Source organism: Nonomuraea sp. NPDC049421, assembly GCF_040677005.1.
GTDB lineage: Bacteria > Actinomycetota > Actinomycetes > Streptosporangiales > Streptosporangiaceae > Nonomuraea > Nonomuraea salmonea.
In genome coordinates this window covers 131329-146660 of the sequence record NZ_JBFAQA010000029.1, presented here as the reverse complement: position 1 = coordinate 146660, position 15332 = coordinate 131329, and the positions used below count along the sequence as shown (strand labels likewise).

Annotated in this window: 16 protein-coding genes; 9 read left to right on the top strand and 7 right to left on the bottom strand. The window is 72.7% G+C overall.

Annotated elements, in window-relative coordinates; genetic code table 11:
* Positions 1–53: 53 nt before the first annotated feature.
* Together AB0K18_RS38440 and AB0K18_RS38435 are read right to left on the bottom strand one after the other, a co-directional pair.
* Positions 54–764, bottom strand: coding sequence for an ABC transporter ATP-binding protein (locus AB0K18_RS38440; RefSeq protein WP_364924957.1), 711 nt, complete (start codon positions 762–764; stop codon positions 54–56).
* Entirely contained in the window at positions 751–1566 is an 816-nt protein-coding gene (locus AB0K18_RS38435; protein WP_364924954.1) for an ABC transporter ATP-binding protein, read from the bottom strand. Before AB0K18_RS38435 ends, AB0K18_RS38440 begins: the two co-directional genes overlap by 14 nt.
* Before the next feature lie 294 nt (positions 1567–1860).
* On the opposite strand from AB0K18_RS38435, the gene AB0K18_RS38430 reads away from it, so the two are divergent.
* On the top strand, positions 1861–3258 hold the full coding sequence (locus tag AB0K18_RS38430; protein WP_364924952.1) for a tannase/feruloyl esterase family alpha/beta hydrolase: 1398 nt from the start codon (positions 1861–1863) through the stop codon (positions 3256–3258).
* On the opposite strand, the gene AB0K18_RS38425 is transcribed toward AB0K18_RS38430, so the two are convergent.
* A complete protein-coding gene (locus tag AB0K18_RS38425) occupies positions 3251–4132 on the bottom strand; it encodes a LysR family transcriptional regulator (protein WP_364924949.1) in 882 nt (293 codons plus the stop codon). The genes AB0K18_RS38430 and AB0K18_RS38425 overlap by 8 nt on opposite strands.
* Positions 4133–4243: 111 nt before the next feature.
* On the opposite strand from AB0K18_RS38425, the gene AB0K18_RS38420 reads away from it, so the two are divergent.
* Together AB0K18_RS38420 and AB0K18_RS38415 are read left to right on the top strand one after the other, a co-directional pair.
* On the top strand, positions 4244–5431 hold the full coding sequence (locus AB0K18_RS38420; RefSeq protein ID WP_364924946.1) for a CoA transferase: 1188 nt from the start codon (positions 4244–4246) through the stop codon (positions 5429–5431).
* Positions 5432–5509: 78 nt separating this feature from the next.
* Positions 5510–6832 (top strand): SLC13 family permease, encoded by a 1323-nt coding sequence (locus tag AB0K18_RS38415; RefSeq protein WP_364924943.1) that lies wholly within the window; start codon positions 5510–5512, stop codon positions 6830–6832.
* 4 nt (positions 6833–6836) lie between these two features.
* Here AB0K18_RS38415 and AB0K18_RS38410 read toward each other — a convergent pair whose 3' ends face one another.
* From AB0K18_RS38410 to AB0K18_RS38395, 4 genes are all read right to left on the bottom strand, one after another.
* Positions 6837–7403, bottom strand: a complete 567-nt coding sequence (locus AB0K18_RS38410) for an NUDIX domain-containing protein (RefSeq protein ID WP_364924940.1) — start codon at positions 7401–7403, stop codon at positions 6837–6839.
* Between the two features lie 164 nt (positions 7404–7567).
* Entirely contained in the window at positions 7568–8146 is a 579-nt protein-coding gene (locus AB0K18_RS38405) for a cyanamide hydratase (RefSeq protein WP_364924937.1), read from the bottom strand.
* A gap of 59 nt (positions 8147–8205) precedes the next feature.
* The gene (locus tag AB0K18_RS38400) at positions 8206–8790 is read right to left on the bottom strand and encodes a TetR/AcrR family transcriptional regulator (RefSeq protein ID WP_364924935.1); all 585 of its coding nucleotides are present in this window, start codon (positions 8788–8790) and stop codon (positions 8206–8208) included.
* Positions 8768–9676: an alpha/beta fold hydrolase gene (locus AB0K18_RS38395; protein ID WP_364924933.1), complete on the bottom strand. Its 909-nt coding sequence runs from the start codon at positions 9674–9676 to the stop codon at positions 8768–8770. The genes AB0K18_RS38400 and AB0K18_RS38395 overlap by 23 nt, the downstream gene beginning before the upstream one ends.
* A 60-nt stretch (positions 9677–9736) precedes the next feature.
* Here AB0K18_RS38395 and AB0K18_RS38390 point away from each other — a divergent pair, with 60 nt between their 5' ends.
* The 6 genes from AB0K18_RS38390 to AB0K18_RS38365 all read left to right on the top strand — a co-directional run bounded on the left by AB0K18_RS38390 (position 9737) and on the right by AB0K18_RS38365 (position 15292).
* Positions 9737–10681 (top strand): acyltransferase domain-containing protein, encoded by a 945-nt coding sequence (locus AB0K18_RS38390; protein ID WP_364924932.1) that lies wholly within the window; start codon positions 9737–9739, stop codon positions 10679–10681.
* An 87-nt stretch (positions 10682–10768) separates the two neighbouring features.
* Positions 10769–11338, top strand: coding sequence for a VOC family protein (locus tag AB0K18_RS38385; protein WP_364924931.1), 570 nt, complete (start codon positions 10769–10771; stop codon positions 11336–11338).
* Positions 11339–11405: 67 nt separating this feature from the next.
* On the top strand, positions 11406–11546 hold the full coding sequence (locus tag AB0K18_RS38380) for a hypothetical protein (RefSeq protein WP_364924929.1): 141 nt from the start codon (positions 11406–11408) through the stop codon (positions 11544–11546).
* A gap of 152 nt (positions 11547–11698) precedes the next feature.
* The gene (locus tag AB0K18_RS38375; protein WP_364924927.1) at positions 11699–12478 is read left to right on the top strand and encodes a glucosamine-6-phosphate deaminase; all 780 of its coding nucleotides are present in this window, start codon (positions 11699–11701) and stop codon (positions 12476–12478) included.
* A 154-nt stretch (positions 12479–12632) separates the two neighbouring features.
* Entirely contained in the window at positions 12633–13805 is a 1173-nt protein-coding gene (locus tag AB0K18_RS38370) for an amidohydrolase family protein (RefSeq protein ID WP_364924924.1), read from the top strand.
* On the top strand, positions 13802–15292 hold the full coding sequence (locus AB0K18_RS38365; protein WP_364924921.1) for an altronate dehydratase family protein: 1491 nt from the start codon (positions 13802–13804) through the stop codon (positions 15290–15292). The genes AB0K18_RS38370 and AB0K18_RS38365 overlap by 4 nt, the downstream gene beginning before the upstream one ends.
* Positions 15293–15332 lie beyond the last annotated feature (40 nt).

Sequence of the window (15332 nt, the reverse complement as noted above, 5' to 3'; positions counted from 1 at the left end):
CATCTCCTCTACCGTTCTGTCTTCCTCAGGGGTGGCGAATCGTCCATGTGTCGTCAGATTCCGAGGTATTCGAGGAGCTGGTGCTCGCGTTCGCGTACCTGGTCGCGGTCGAGCGACTCGACGATCCGCCCTTCGGCCAGCAGGTAGTGGCGGTCGGCGACCGTGGCGGCGAAGTGCACGTTCTGCTCGACCAGCAGCACCGTCGTGCCCGCCGCCCGCACCTCGCGCAGGATCTCACCGATGCGCTGCACGAACAGCGGCGACAGGCCCTCGGTGGGCTCGTCGCAGAGCAGCAGCCTGGCGCCGGTGCGCAGCACCCTGGCCAGCACGAGCATCTGCTGCTCGCCGCCCGACAGCGTGGTGCCGGGCGAGCGGCGCCGCTCCTTCAGGTGGGGGAACGTCTCGTAGACCCGCTCCAGCGACCACGGCTCGGGGCCGCCGCCCTTGACCGGCGGCGCCAGTGTCAGGTTCTCCTCCACCGACAGCGTCGCGTAGATGCCGCGGTCGTCGGGGACGTAGCCGAAGCCGCGCCTGGCCCTGGCGTGCGGGGGCAGCGCCGTGATGTCGGCGCCGGACAGCGCGATCGTGCCGGTCGTCCTGCCGTACGTGCCGTGCAGGCCCATCAGGCAGCGCAGCAGCGTGGTCTTGCCGGCGCCGTTGCGGCCGACCAGGGTGACGATCTCGCCCTCGTCGACCCGCATGGACACCTCGCGCAGCGCCTGCGCCTCGCCGTACCAGGCGGACAGTCCTTCAACGCGCAGCATCGGAGTCTCCGAGGTAGGCGGTGATGACGCGGGGGTCGTGGCGGATCTCGGCGTACGCGCCCTCGACCAGCACCTTGCCGTGCTGCAGGACGGTCACCCGGTCGGCGAGGCTGGCGACCACGTTCATGTTGTGCTCCACCATGACGACGGTGCGGCCCGCGCGGATCGTGCGGACGAGCTCGATCGTGCGGTCCACGTCCTCGACGCCCATCCCGGCGGTCGGCTCGTCGAGCAGCAGCACCTTGGGGTCCATGGCCAGCGCGAGCGCCAGCTCAAGGGCCCTTTTGCGGCCGTACGACAGCGAGCCGGCCGGGACGCCCGCGTGGCCCGCGAGCCCGACCCGCTCCAGCAGCTCGGCGGCGGGCGCGGCGAAGCGTTCCAGTGCCCGGTCGGAGCGCCAGAACCGCCAGCCCAGGCCCGTCGGCCCGGCCAGCGCCAGCTCCACGTGCTGCTGCGGGGTCAGGTCGGTGAACAGGCTGGTGATCTGGAACGAGCGCGCCACGCCGAGCCGGCTGATCGCCTCGGGGCTGCGGCCGACCAGCTCCCGGTGCCCGTCGATCACCACGCTGCCCGCGGTGGGCTTGAGGAAGCCGGTGAGCAGGTTGAACAGGGTGGTCTTGCCGGCGCCGTTCGGGCCCACCAGCGCGTGCACGCTGCCCTCGGCCACGTCGAGATCGACGCCGTCCACGGCGCGGAACCCGCGGAACTCCCTGACCAGCCCGCGCGCCCGCAGCACCGGCCCGGCGGGCGGGCTCGCCGCCTGCGCCGCGGGACCCGCGGACCCCGTGGGGCCTGCTCCCATGCGCCCTCCTCACGTGTCACAACGCGACCTCGGACACCGTGAACGCTAGGTCGCGCCCACGACGGCGGACCAGGTGAGGCACCCACACATTCGGGCCGCCCGCTATGCGGTGACACACACCGGTACGCGGCATCCGCCGCCTGTTCCGGCTTTCCGGCCGGCCGATCGGGCTCTCACCGGCGAACCGGTGGACACCCCCTCCACAGGTCGCCGCCGAACAGTGGAGACCACGCACGTCGCCGCGCCGGGATCGCTGGATCAGCATGGCGTCCGTCTGATCGATGGGAGTCGCACATGCCTCTGTCCCTCCTCGGAAAGACTCGCCGATCCTCTGCTCTCTCCGCCCTGATGGCCGCGCTCGTGGCGATCCCCCTGGTGCCGGTGGCGTCCCCCGCCGCCGCGGACGCCCGCTGCCACGGCATGAACCGGCTGCGCGTGCCCGGCGCGCAGCACCAGGTCGCCACCTGCCTGGACGACCTCACCACGGCCGGCACGGTCGCCTCGGGCCACACCGACCAGGCCGACTGGCAGGGCCTGCACGCGGCCGGCACCCGCAACCCGAGCGGCGTGCCCGGCATCCAGATCGACGGCTACTTCGCCGACACCTCCACCGCCAACCCCACCCACGGCTGGAACCACGACGCCCAGTTCGTCATCCGCCTCCCTGAGCGGTGGAACGGCGGGCTGGTCGTCGCCGGCGCGCCGGGCAACCGCCGCCAGTACGCCAACGACTACACGATCGCGGACTTCGTGCTGGCCAAGGGGTACGCCTACGCCTCCACGGACAAGGGCAACGTGGACGCGAACTTCTACCACGACGGCAAACGGCCCGGGGACGCCATCAGGGAGTGGTACCACCGGATGACCGAGGTGACGGTCGCCGCCAAGGCCACCGTGGCCCGCCGCTACGGCCGGCAGGCGCGCAGGACGTACGCGATGGGCATCTCCAACGGCGGCCAGCTCGTGCGGTGGGCGCTGGAGAACCATCCCGAGCTGTACGACGGCGGCGTCGACTCCGAGGGCACCTACTGGCCACCGGGCGGGCAGCAGCGCAACGCGCTGACGTACCTGCCGGTGGCGCTGCGCGAATACCCCAAGTACAAGGCGACCGGCGACGAGCAGGCGCACGCCGCGATGCTGCGGGCGGGCTTCGCGCCCGGCTCGGAGTTCCTGTGGGACTTCAACTACAGCGTCCTGTGGGACGGCACCCAGCGCCGCTACCGCGAGGAGGTGGACCCCGGCTTCGACGGCGACCTGGACGCCGGCATCCCCTACTGCCAGAGCGGCACGCCCAACTGCGACGCCGACTACGACTACGCCAACCGTCCGAAGAGCGTGCACGACGCCGTACGGCGGGCCTCCCACTCCGGCCGCATCGGCAAGCCGCTGATCACCGTGATGGGCACGCTCGACACGCTGCTGCCGATCAGGGTGCACGGCGACGCCTACGCCCAGGCCGTACGCGAGCAGGGCAGGGGCGCGCTGCACCGCTACTACCGCATGGAGGGCGCCTCGCACCTCGACATCGAGTACGACATGTTCCCCGACCGCATGCGTCCCCTGCTGCCGTGCATGCGGACGGCGTTCGAGGCCCTGGAGCGCTGGACGGACCGCGGCAAGCAGCCGCCGCGCAGCGCCACCGTCCCCCGCGCGACCTCGGGTGACCTGGTCAACACCTGCGCCATCAGCTGACCAGTTCGCCCGCCCGGTCCCTGATGAGCCGGCGCACGATGAGCGCGGACGGCGACGGCCTGCTGTCCTGACGCTGGGTCAGGCACAGGTGCACGGGCTCGGCGTCGGACAGCGGGATCCACACCACGTCGGTGATGTCGGCCGAGGTGTCGAAGCGGGCGAGCACGCCCAGCCCGACGCCTTGGCCGACCATCACCTTGACCGTCCGCGCCGACATGGCCTGCACGACGACGTCGGGGGCGGGCACGTGCCGGTGCAGGGTCTCCCACATCACGGTGCCCGCCCGCATGGTGACGACCGGCCAGCTCTCCAGGTCACGCCACTGCACCTGGTCACGGCCCGCCAAGGGGTGGTCGGTACGCGCGTACACGCCGACCGGCGCGGACGCCAGCGGGATCCTGCGCAGCCCAGGAGCGGCCGGCCCGGCCGGCATGGTGACCACCCCGAAGTCCAGCTCGCCGTCCAGCACCGCCGCCTCCACGGCCGCCGACGCCCCCTCGCGCACGCTGAACCGCAGCCCCGGGTGGTAGCGCCGCAACCTGCCCACCACCGGCGCGATCACGGTCTCCACGGCCACCGTGACACCGCCGATCTGCACGCGCCCGCGATAGGAGCCGCTCGTCTCCATCGCCGACTCACGTACCGCCTCCTCGGCCGCGACCAGCCTGCGCAGCGGCTCGATCAGCGCCTGGCCCGCGGGTGTCGGGTGCACGCCGTGCCTGCTGCGAGTGAGCAGCACGACGTCGAGCTCCTCCTCCAGCAGGGCGATCTGCTGCCCGACGGTCGGCTGGCTGACCCCGCACCTGGCCGCCGCCGCACGCAGCGAGCCCGTCTCGACCGCGGCCAGGAAGTATCGCGCCCGTTCCACCCGCACCGCGCCACCATAAAGGCGAAGCCTTTCACCTGTGAATCCCTCCGCCGTCTTCCCGCCGCTCCGGCCGAGGGGGATCGTGACCTTCGTACTCTCGGGTGAAAGGAAAGTTCTTTGTCTGACCGTCCGCTCAGCGGGGTGCGGGTCCTGGATGTGTCGACGATCCTGGCCGGGCCCCTGGCGGCCGCGCTGCTCGGTGAGTTCGGCGCCGAAGTGATCAAGGTCGAGCATCCCGCCACGGGCGACCCGGCCCGCCACTACCCGCCCCTGGAGGACGGCGAGTCCGCCGCCTGGACGATGGTCGGGCGCGGCAAGCGCAGCGTCACCATCGACCTGCACCACGCCGAGGCCGCCGGTCTGGTCGGGCGGCTGGCCGCGGCCGTGGACGTCGTCGTCACCAACTTCCGCCCCGCCACCCTGCGCCGCTTCCGCATCGACTTCGACGACCTGCGCGCCTACCGGCCCGACCTGGTGATGGTGCAGGTGAGCGCGTTCGGCAGGACCGGCCCCTACGCCGACCGGCCCGGCTTCGCCCGCGTCGCCGAGGCGTTCGCCGGCCTCACCCACCGCACCGGCTCGCCCGACGGGCCGCCGATCTTCGCCGGCTATCCCGTGGCCGACGGCGTCACCGGCATCTACGCCGCGTTCGCCGCCATGCTCGCGCTGCGCCAGCGCGACCGTACGGGGCAGGCCCAGCTCGCCGACATCCCCCTGTACGAGCCGCTGCTGCGGATGATGGAGGACTTCATCGTCGAGTACGGCGTCACCGGCGAGAACCGCGAACGCCAGGGCAACCGCAACCCGCACATCAGCCCCAACGACCTCTACCGCACCCGCGACGGCCGCTGGCTGGCCCTGCCCGCCTCGACCGAGCAGATGTGGCGCCGGCTCGTCAAGGTCATGGACGCGGACGACCTCGCCGTCCACGACACCATGACCGCCCGGCTCGACCACCGCGCCGAGATCGAGGCGCGGGTCGCCGCCTTCGTCGCCGCGCACGACCTCGACCCCCTGATGGCGCTGCTCACCCAGGCCGGCGTGGCCGCCGGACCGGTGAACACCGCCGCCGATGTCTGCGCCGACCCGCACATCCGCGCCCGCGGCTCGATCGTCGAGGTGCCCGACGCCAGGACCGGCCGCACCCGGCTCATGCAGGCCCCGGCGGGCCGCTTCTCCGGCTTCGACCCCGCACCCGGCACTCCCGCCCCCGCGCTGGGCGAACACACCGCCGACGTCCTCCGCGACCTCGCCGGCCTCACCGACTCCGAGATCCAAGCCCTGCACCACCGAGGAGTGGTCTGACCGACCAGACCCTGACAACCCCCGAGCGAACCGTCCCTGCCCGCGCAGGGCTCGCCTGACCGACGGAAGAGGCTGCCCATGACCCTGGCGACCCTGTCCATCATCGTGCTGGCCGGACTGCTCGCGGCCACCCTGATCCCCGGCTTCGACCTCGGGCTCGGCGCCCTGGCGGCGGCGTTCCTGCTCGGGCTCGCGGCCGGTATCACCGAGAACGACGTGACGGCGTTCTTCCCCGCCGACTTCTTCGTGCTCATCGTCGGGGTGACCGCGCTGTTCGCCGTCGCCCAGCACAACGGCACCCTCGACTGGCTGCTCGACCTGCTGCTGCGGCTGGCCGGCGGGCGGCTCGTGCTGATCGCGCTGGCTCCGTTCGCGATCGGCGCCGTCCTCACCGCCGCCGGCACCCTGCCCGCCGCCGCGACCGCCATCGTCTCCCCCATCGCGCTCGGCTTCGCCGCGCGTTACCGCATCTCACCGATGCTCGCCGCCGTGCTCGGCGTCACCGGCATCATCAGCGGCCTGCTGTCACCCCTCGCCGTGTACGGGGTCACGGCGCGCGAGCTGAGCGGCAAGCTCGGCATCGGCCTCCCCGGCTCCGCCCCGGTCACGTTCCTGGCCGGCGGCCTGCTCGCCGGGCTCGTCGTGTGCGCGGGCGTCCTGGCGGTGGGCCGCTGGAAAGGCGGCATCCCCCGCGGCCGCACCTCGACCCCCGCCCGAACCCCTCCCATCGCGCCCACCACTCCCACCCCCACGTCGTCAGGGAGCGGGACAGTGACGGTCACCGCTGAGCCGGAGGCGCCTGCCATGGCGCCGCAGCGGTCGGGGGCTCGCGCCTTCACCCTCGTGTGCATGGGTGCGGTGGTCGTGTTGTCCGTCGGGTTCGACATGAACGTGGGGTACCTCGGTCTGACCGCCGCCCTGATCCTGCAGCTGGCGTTCAGGATGCCGATCGGCGAGGTGGTGTCGCGGATCCCGTGGAACGTGGTGCTGCTGATCGGCGGCCTGCTGACGTACGTGGGGCTGATGCAGCACCTGGGCGCGTTCAAGCAGATCAGCGACCTGCTCGGGGTGACGGGCGCGCCGCTGCTCAGCCTGCTCGTGCTGTGTTACGTCGCCGGCATCACGTCCTTCGCGGCCAGCTCGATCGCGGTGTTCGCGACCGTCATACCGCTGCTGCCCCCGCTGGTGGACGCCGGCCTCTCCCCGGTCGGCGGCGTGCTGGCCCTGGCACTGGCCTCGGTGCTGGTGGACCTCAACCCGCTGGGCATCACCGGCGGTCTCATCCTGGGCGCCGCCGAGCCCGCGGTGCGGCCCAGACTGTTCCGGCAGCTCCTCACGTACGGACTGATCTCGATCGTCGTCGCACCGGCCCTGACCTGGGCCGCCTTCGGATGGTGGTGAGGCGTCACGCCCCTACGGCGTCGATGAGCTTCGCGGTGAAGCGGTGCATGTGCGGGTCGAGCCGCCCGGCCGGCTCGTCGAGCACCTCGCGCGGCGGCAGCCACCTGATGCCGGCGAACTCCCCCTCGTCGTAGGAGGTGACGGCGTCCGCCTCCAGCAGGAACCAGAGCGAGACGTCGGTGTGCGGGTGCGCGCCCCTGGTCCGCGTCGCGGTGGCGAAGAACGGCCGCCGCCCCGCGACGGGACCCGGCCGCGCCGCCATGTGCAGCTCCTCCCGGCACTCCCGCTCGACGGTCTCCCACACCTCCTCGCCCGGCTCGACGTGCCCGCCGCTGGGCAGCCACAGCCCCGCCTTGCGGTGGTCGACGAGCAGCAGCCGCCCGTCCGGGTCCATGACCACGGTGTAGGCGACGAGATGCGGGTCGGGGACGTCGGGCGCGTCCGCCCGGTGCAGCGGCGCGCCGCTGTCGATCCAGGCGAGCGTCTCGGCGAGGTGCGCGGCCTCCTGCTCGTCCCACGGGGTGATGCCGGCGACCTGCCGCGCCAGCCGCTCCCGGAATCCGTCCGTCATGATCGCCACCGTACGGGAAGGCGCGCTTGTCGGGTGTTCACCGGACACCGGACGGGCCCGCGGAGCCGTAGCGTGGGGACGGTTGCTCGGGCGGCGTGGGCCAGGGGTTCTCGCGTCGCCCGCATCACCGAGCGGCCGGCGCATGGCCGCCGCCCTGGGAGACCTCAGCTTTCGAGGAGGTTGGCGGCCATCCGCTCGGCGAGCGCGTTGCGCACCGAGCGGGCCGCGGCGCTGCCGGGCTTGCGGCGCGCCTGGTCCTCGAAGGCGGCCAGGAGGTCGGCGGCGAAGTCGCGGCGGGGATGGCGGGTGAGCACGTCCGCGCGTACGTCGTCGGGGAACTGCTCGTGCCACCGTCCCACCACCTCGAAACTCGACGCGACCTGGAGGACGTGCGCCTCGGGGTCGTCGGCGGCGGACACGTCGGCCCGCATGTGCAGCACGATGATCTCCTCGGCTCTGGCGGCCCGCTCGTCCGGCCAGCCGGCCGCCGTGCAGAAGACCCAGCCGAGGCACCCGCCCGCCTCTTCGAACGGCATCGTGTGGCTGTCGAACGCCTTCGTCAGGCCCATGTCGTGCAGCAGGGCCGCGACGGAGAACAGCTCGTCGTCGATGACGATGCCGTGCGCCGCGGCGTACGTCGTGCCCCACAGGCGGGTGCGGACGCAATGGTCGAGCAGCGCCGGCGGGTAGAAGCGCCGGGCCACCGCCAGTGCCGCCGTGGCGGCGGGAGTCTCCGAGGTCACGAGTCGAGTGTCCGTCACGTGAAGGGCCGCGGCCCGATGGTCAGGGGGTGTGTCGCCGGTCAGTCCTGCTCGAAGAGGCGGTCCAGGCGGTAGTCGATGATCTTGAGGGCGTCCTCGTGGCTGCGCTGGCCGCTGAGGACGCTGGAGGTCAGGCCGTTGGCGAGGGCCAGCAGGGACGCGACCTCGATGCGCGGGTCGCGGTCCGCGGCGATGGCGCCGGTCAGCCGTACGGTGAGGAAGTCCTCCAGCGCGTCGGGCAGGGTGAGGCCGGCGGCGGCGAGCGCCGGGTCGGTGAGCGCGGCCGTGTAGTAGGCGGTCCAGGCCAGGGAGTCGAGGCGGCTCTGCTCGTCGTACGGGACGATCGTCGCGAGCACGGCGGCGAGCAGCTCGCGCGGCGCCGGCGTGCCCGAGTCGGTGATCCGCCGCCTGACCCGGCGGTTCATGCGGGCGCCCAGCTCGGTCAGGCCCGATTCGAGCAGGGCCTGCTTGTTGGCGAAGTAGTACTGGACGACGCGCAGCGAGACCCCGGCCTCGGCGGCGACCTCCCGCATCGACACCGCCCCCAGCCCGCGCGTGCTCGCGATGCGCAGCAGCGCCTCGGTCAGCTGCCGCCGCCGCTCGTCATGATCCACCTGTCGGGGCATGCGCGTCTCCCGCCTGCTCGGTCCCGGGAAAGGAGAGGATACGGTCGGCGACCAGCTCGGGGGCCTCGACCGACATCGAATGCCCGGTGCCCGGCACGACCTCCACCCGCCAGGACGGCACCACCTCCGCCAGCCGCGCGGCCAGCGCCCCCACGTCGAACAGCGCGCTGCGGGCGCCCAGCAGCACCTGTACGGGCACGGACACCGCGCGGAGCTCCTCGTCGCGGTAGCCGGGCGGGATCGGCACCCGCCGGCGGAAGGACCAGCCGGCCCGCAGCAGCGCCACCAGCCCGTCATCGCGTAACACCCCGTTGGTGACCAGGCCGGCCGAGCGGCGGCGCAGCGGTCCCGGCAGCATGGAGGCGAGGGCCCCGGCCGCCGCCCACCGGACGAACCGCCTGGACAGCGGCGCGAGACCGCCGGGATCCACCAGCGTCAGCGCCGCGACCCCGCCGCCTCCCGCACGCTGGTGCTCCATCGCGGCCCACCCACCGGCCGAGAAGCCCGCGAGGTGCGCGCGCTCGGCGCCGACCGCGGCCAGCAGGTCGGCGACCCAGCCGCCGATGTCGGCGCCGCTCGTGAGCGGGCGGCGCTGGATCGAGCGGCCCGGCTCGCCGAGCGGGTCCACGGCGAGGACCGGCCTGGTACGGGCGAGCGGCTCGATCGAGGCGTGCCAGGCGAGCGCGTTCCCCCCGGCCCCGGCCAGGAGCACGACTGGGTCGCCGGCCGGGGGACCCGCGCGATGCACGCGGACGGTGCCGGCGCGGGTCTCGATGTCGAAGGCGTCCACGGGCACCGGCCACAGCTCCTGAAGCAGGCGGTCGTAGACGGCGTGGTAGCGGTCACGGGCACGGTCGCTGGTGAAGGCGGACGGCTGGTCGGGCATGCTGGCGACCTCCTTATGGATACAGTCGTATCATAACCTCCCGTAGGTAAAGTCGGCTAGATGAAGCTTGACGACATCGCCTCCCGGCTCGGGGTTCCCCTCGAGGACGTCGAGCGCGTGCATCGCCTCGCCGGCGATCTCCCGTCCGCGCCGCTGCCCGCCAAGGCCGACGCCCCCGCGATCCTCGACCGGCTCGCCGTACGCCCCGACGACGCCGCCGAGATCATGGAGGGCTGGCCGGACCCCGACTCCCCGCTGTGGACGCCGGAGCTGCGCTGGCTGCTCGACCGCGCGACCGCCATGGTCCGCGCCGACCTCGGCGGTTACGGGTGGTTGCCGTTCGGCCCCGCCCTGCCGCGCGATCGGGGCCCCGCCTGGCGGCACCTGTACGTCTACGCCTACCTCGCGCTGATCGACGTCGTCCTCGGCTACCACCGCCACCACGGCGTACCCGAGGACGTGTCCTGGACGACCCTCGCCGACCTCGGCCGCAACCTCGCCGTCGACCGGCGGATGGAGCGCGAGGGCTGGCCGGCCATCCAGAACTGGCTGACGCTGCACGTCCGCGGCGGCCTCTACGAGCTGGGCCGGCTGCAGTTCCATCGCGGCGACACTGCCGTTCAGCTGCACATCCCCGAGTCGGGTCCGCTGACCCCCGAGGCCATCGACGCCTCGCTCGACCGGGCCCGCGCGTTCTTCCCCCGTCACTTCCCCGACGAGCAGCACACGGCGTTCTCGTGCGGCTCGTGGCTGCTCGATCCGCAGCTCAGCGAATATCTGCCGGCCCACTCCAACATCGTGCGGTTCCAGCGCAGGTTCGAGCTGGAGCCGTACGAGGAGCCCGAGGGGATCGACGCCGACGTGGAGGTGCTGCGGTTCGTCTTCCGTACGCTGACCACGCCGCTCGACCAGTTGCCGCGCCGCACCGCGCTCCAGCGGGCGGTCATCGACCACCTCAAGGCCGGCCGGCACTGGCAGTGGCGCGACGGCCGCTTCCCGATCTGAAAAGCGGCCGCATTCAGGCCAGCAAGTGGCCGCACCGCTGGCGACCATGCGTGCATCCCTTCGTTCAGCTTGCTGAAAGGACGCACCATGACCGCAGTGCCCGCGGGTTCCAACACCGTGAACCCGTTCATCGTCACCGACGACGCCGCCGGACTGATCGACTTCCTGATCGCGGTGTTCGGTGCGGTGGACGTGCCCGAGGCCCGTACGAACGACAAGGACGGGCTCATCCTGCACTCCGAGCTGCGCGTCGGCGACTCGCTGCTGACCATCGCCGACCGCAAGCCCGACTGGCCGTTCACGCCGGCGCTCACCCGCGTCTACGTGGACGACGTGGAGGCCACCCTCGACCGGGCGGCGGCGCGCGGGGCCCGCGTCGTGACCCGCCCGACCGACTTCTTCGGCGACACCCTCGCCCGTTTCCAGGACCCGTCGGGGAACCTGTGGTGGGTGTACTGCCACGACCCGGCGGCGGCCGAGAGCACCTGGAGCGACTCCGACGAGGCGTCCTGGACGGCGGACGCCACCGAGGACGCCACCGAGGACGCCGCCGGGGACGCCGGTGACTGGACGGGCTTCACCTCGCCGGAGCTGGAGTACATCCACGAGACCCTGGTCGACACCATGCGCTCGCTGAAGGACCCGCGCGACCGATGATTCGCTGTACGGGCGGGAACGCCTGAGGGATGCTGGACGCCTGCCGTCCCGGAGGAGGATCCACGTGATGAACATCGGGCTGCCCGAAGTGCTGATGTTGCTGTTTTACTGGGTCATTCCAGCGGCAGTCGTCCTCTTCTTCCTCTACTGGACGATCAGGCTCGCCATCAGGCACGAACTCCGGCGGACGGACGCACGCCGCCCGTAGCCGGCTTGCAGCGATTGCCGCACGGACGCCCGTGTGGCAATCGCTTCCATCGCGATCAGCGCAATCGTCCCTGAGACGATCGCTGCTCCTCCTCGCAAGTGCTGCATACGTTTGCAGTATGGTGGTGTACGCCTAGCCCGAGGAGGAGCACCTTGTCCACCCCACTGACCCGCTTCACGGCGGACAGCCTGCCCGTCGAGGTTCACCCGAGCGAGGCGGACCTCGGCCGCGCCGCGGCCGAGCGCGCCGCCGCGACCATCAGGGACGCGGTGGCGCGGCGCGGCGCCGCCCGCGTCGTCATCGCCACGGGAAACTCCCAGTACGCGTTCACCGACGCGCTGCGCGAGCAGGAGATCCCATGGGATCGGGTGACGGTCTTCCACATGGACGAGTACGTCGGCATCGCCGCCGGCCACCCCGCCTCGTTCCGCCGGTGGATCAAGGAGCGCATCGAGGACGCGTTCGCGCCCGCCGCCGTCCACTACATCGACGGCAACGCCCCCGACCCCGAGGCGGAGTGCGCCCGTTACGAGGCCGAGCTGCGTACGCTGCCGCTCGACCTGGTGTGCATGGGCGTCGGCGAGAACGGCCACCTGGCCTTCAACGAGCCGCACCAGGCGCGCTTCGACGACGACCGCTGGGCCAGGGTGATCACGCTGACGCAGCGCTCGCGCGAGCAGCAGGTCGGCGAGGGCCACTTCGCCACCGTCGCCGACGTGCCCGCCACCGCGATCTCGCTCACTGTGCCCGCCCTGCTGGCGGCCACGTCGGTGCAGGTGTGCGTCCCCGAGCAGCGCAAGGCCGCCGCCGTCGCCGCCACCCTCACCGACCCGATCTCACCCGCCTGCCCCGCCACGATCCTCCGCCGCACCCCCCACGCCACCCTGTTCCTCGACCCCGACTCCGCCGGCAAGCTCGACCTGCCGCGGTGATCGGGTGCTCCGGTTCGAAGGCGTCGCCGACGTGATCCCTCCTGAGGGCGTCCGCGACGCCACGGACGCGCCCCTGACCGGCGGCTCCCCATGCGGAAGCGTGGTGACGTGGACGTGATCCTCACCGGCGGCCCCCATCCGGAAGCGTGGTGACGTGGACGTGATCCTGACCGGTGGCCGGGTGGTGCTGGCCGAGGGGGTGCGTGATGACGTTGACGTGGTCGTCTCGGGTGGGCGCGTCGCGGCGGTGGCGGCGCGCGGGAGCCGGGCCGACGGACAGGTGATCGACGTCGGCGGGCGGCTGGTCACTCCGGGGCTGATCGACCTGCACGTGCACGGGTTCGCGGGCGCGTGCTTCGACGAGGGGCCCGGCCAGGGGGTCGCGGTGCTGCGTGGCCTGGCCGGGCAGGGGGTCACCAGTGTGCAGGCGTCGCTGGTGTCGGCGTCCGTCGGGCGGCTGGAGGAGCTGCTGGCGGGGTTCGGCGGCGTGGACCGTACCGTCGAAGGCGGCGCGGAGCTGCTCGGCGTCCACCTGGAAGGGCCGTTCCTGGCGGCGGCGCAGTGCGGCGCGCACGACCCCGCCGCGCTGCGCCCGCCGACCACCGCGGACATCGACGTGCTCCTCGAGCACCGCGACGTGCTCAGCATGATCACGCTCGCCCCCGAGCTGCCCGGCGCCGTCGCGGCCACCGCCCGCCTCGCCGCCGCCGGCGTCGTCGTCGCCGCAGGCCACAGCGAAGCACGCGGCGACGACCTGCGCGCGGCCGCCGACGCCGGGCTCACCCACGTCACCCACCTGTGGAGCGGCCAGTCCAGCACGGTCAGGCAGGGCCCGTGGCGGCTGCCCGGCCTGCTGGAGGAGTCGCTGGCCGCCGACCACCTGACCGCCGAGGTGATCGCCGACGGCCGCCACCTGCCGCCCGCGCTGCTGGAGATCGCCCGCCGCTGCGTGGGCGAGCGTCTGTGCGTGGTCTCCGACGGCACGCCCGGCACCGGCCTGCCGCGCGGCGCCCGCTACCGTCTCGGCACCGTGACCTGCGAGGTCGGCGACGGTGTCGGTCTCGTGGTGGGCGCGGACGCGTTCGGCGGCTCCACCGCGGCGCTGCCCGCCATGCTCCGGCACCTGACCGGCGACCTCGGCTGGCCCGTACCGGAGGCCGTGGCCGCCGCCACCGCCACGCCGGCGCGGGTGCTCGGCCTGACCGGCCGCAAGGGCGTGATCGCGCCCGGCGCCGACGCCGACCTCGCCGTCTTCGACGAAGGCTTCCATCCGTGGGCGACCGTCCTGCGCGGCAGGTGGATCGGCCCAGAAGGGAACAGCGCATGACCAGAGTCATCCGGTTGCGAGAGGGCGACACGGTGGCCGTCACGCTCGACGGGCTCGCCGCCGGCGACCCCATCGGGTACGGGCTCACGGCGGCCCAGGACGTCCCGCCCGGCCACAAGGTCAGCCTCACCGCCGTCGAGCCCGGGGCGGAGGTCATCAAGTACGGCCAGGTCATCGGGCACGCTACCGAGGCCATCGCGCCGGGCCGCCACGTGCACACGCACAACCTCGGCTTCCACGACACCGAGCGGGCCGAGGTCGTCCCCACGCCGGGGACGGTCGTCCCCCAGGAGCCCGAGACGTTCCAGGGCATCGTGCGTCCCGACGGCCGGATCGCCACCCGCAACTACGTCGGCATCATCACCTCGGTCAACTGCTCGGCGACCGTCGCCAAACTCATCGCCGACCAGACCCGCCGCTCAGGAGTGCTGGACGCGGCCCCGCACGTGGACGACGTGGTCGCCATCACCCACGGCAGCGGTTGCGGGCTCGCCTCCGACGGCGAGGGGCTCGACCTGCTGCGCCGTACGCTGTCCGGCTACGCCGCCCACCCCAACTTCGGCGCGCTGCTGGTGCTGGGCCTCGGCTGCGAGGTCAACCAGATCGCCGAGCTCGACCTGCCCGCCGGCACCCCGATCGCGACGATGACCATCCAGGAGGCGGGCGGCACCGCGGCGGCCGTGCGCAAGGGCGTCGAGGCCATCCGCGAGCTGCTGCCCGCGCTCGACGTGACTCGCACCCCCGTACCCGCCTCGCACCTGGTGCTCGGGCTCAAGTGCGGCGGCTCCGACGGCTACTCCGGCATCACCGCCAACCCGGCGCTGGGCGTCGCCGCCGACCTGCTGATCGCGCAGGGCGGCACCGCGATCCTGGCCGAGACGCCGGAGATCTACGGCGCCGAGCGGCTGCTCGCGGCCAGGGCCGTGGACGAGAAGGTCGCGCGGGCGCTGCTCGACCGCATCGACTGGTGGCGCGACTACACCGCGCGGCACGGCGGCTCCCTCGACAACAACCCGTCCCCAGGCAACAAGGAGGGCGGGATCACCACGATCCTGGAGAAGTCGCTCGGCGCGGTCGCCAAGGCCGGAAGCGCGCCCTTGACCGGGGTCCACGGCTTCGCCGAGCCCGTACGACAGCCCGGCCTCGCCTTCATGGACACCCCCGGCTATGACCCTGTCTCGGTCACCGGCATGGTGGCGGGCGGCGCGAACGTCGTCTGCTTCACCACGGGGCGCGGCTCCGTCTACGGCTGCAAACCGGTCCCGAGCCTGAAGCTCGCCACCAACAGCGACGTCTACCGGCGCATGCGCGACGACATGGACATCGACTGCGGCCCGATCGCCACAGGCGAAGCCACGATCGAGGAGATCGGCCGCGCCATCTACGACCTGATCCTGACCACCGCATCAGGCCGTCAGACGGCCAGCGAACTGCTCGGCTTCGGCGACGAGGAATTCGCCCCCTGGCAACTCGGCGCCGTCATGTGAGGCCCGGCTGAGCGGTCGCGCGGACGAAACTCGGCACCGT